The organism is Albidovulum sediminicola, from assembly GCF_025751575.1.
In the GTDB taxonomy this organism is placed as follows: Bacteria; Pseudomonadota; Alphaproteobacteria; order Rhodobacterales; family Rhodobacteraceae; genus Albidovulum; species Albidovulum sediminicola.
On record NZ_JAOWLA010000057.1, the window covers coordinates 1 to 1,383 of the forward strand.

The following is a 1,383-nucleotide window of genomic DNA, read 5'->3' on the forward strand; positions in this document are numbered from 1 at the left end:
TTTTCCGTCTCAGGCTTTTCCGAGGGTGGTTTCGACGGCGCGTCTGGTTGCGGCGGCGATGTGGTCGGCTTCGGCCTCGGAGAGGCAGAAGGGCGGGGCGAAGCCGAGGATGTCGCCCTGGGGCATGGCGCGCGCGATGATCTTGTCCTGGGCCAAGAGCGTGGCGGAGACCTGGGGGCCGATCTTCCTGGCGGGGTCGAAGAAGGTGCGGCTGGCGCGGTCCTCGACGAATTCCACGGCGCAGAGCAGGCCCTCGCCGCGCACCTCGCCGACGTTCGGGTGGCCGGCCAGCGCCTCGCTCAGCGCGCCCTTCAGGTAGGCCCCGACCTTGCCCGCGTTCGCGACCAGGCCCAGATCGTCGATCAGCCGCAGGTTCGCGACGCCTGCCGCCGCCCCGATCGGGTGGGCCGAATAGGTCCAGCCATGGCCGATCGGGCCGTTCTCGTCGGTGCCCTGTTCCAGCACCTTCCAGACCCGGTCCGAGACGATCGAGCCCGAAAGCGGCGCATAGGCCGAGGTCAGCCCCTTGGCGATGGTGATGATGTCGGCCTCGATCCCGTAATGATCCGAGCCGAACATCGTGCCCAGGCGCCCGAAGCCGGTCACGACCTCGTCCGCGATCAAGAGGATGTCGTGCTTTTTCAGCACCGCCTGGATCGCCGCCCAGTAGCCCGCGGGCGGCGGCACGATGCCGCCCGTGCCCAGCACCGGCTCGCCGATGAAGGCCGCGATCGTGTCCGCGCCCTCGCGTTCGATCAGCGCCTCAAGCTCGGCCACGCAATGGGCGACAAACGCGGCCTCGGACTGGCCCAGGTCCTTGCGGCGGTAGTAATAGGGCGCCTCGGTGTGGATCACCTGCGCCAGCGGCAGGTCGAACTTCTTGTGGAAAAGCTCCAGCCCCGTCAGCGAGCCGGTCATCAGCCCCGAGCCGTGATAGCCGCGCCAGCGCGAGATGATCTTCTTCTTTTCCGGCCGGCCGAGGATGTTGTTGTAGTACCAGACGAGCTTGACGTTGGTCTCGTTGGCGTCCGACCCGCCGAGGCCGAAATAGACCTTGGACATGTTCTTCGGCGCGCGCTCGAGGATCATGTGCGCCAGCGTGATCGAGGCCTCGGTGCCGTGCCCGACATAGGAATGGTAATAGGCCAGCTCCTTCGCCTGGGCGGCGATGGCCTCGGCGATCTCCTGGCGGCCGTAGCCGACGTTGACGCAGTAAAGCCCCGCGAAGGCGTCCAGAAGCCGGGTGCCGTCCCGGTCCTCGATATGCACGCCCGAGGCCGTCCGGATCACCCGGTTCGGACTTTCGCCGCGCGCATGCTGCGCCAGATGCGTCGAGGGATGAAAGAAGGACGCCCGGTCCCACTGGTCAAGTTGGTCGTTCTT

The 1,383-nt window shown here is 67.2% G+C and carries 1 protein-coding gene; it reads right to left on the minus strand.

Annotation, left to right across the window (positions count from 1 at the left end):
- Positions 1-9 precede the first annotated feature (9 nt).
- Positions 10-1,383 (minus strand): aspartate aminotransferase family protein (locus tag OE647_RS20050; protein WP_263723536.1); only part of this gene is annotated, 1,374 nt, incomplete at its 5' end.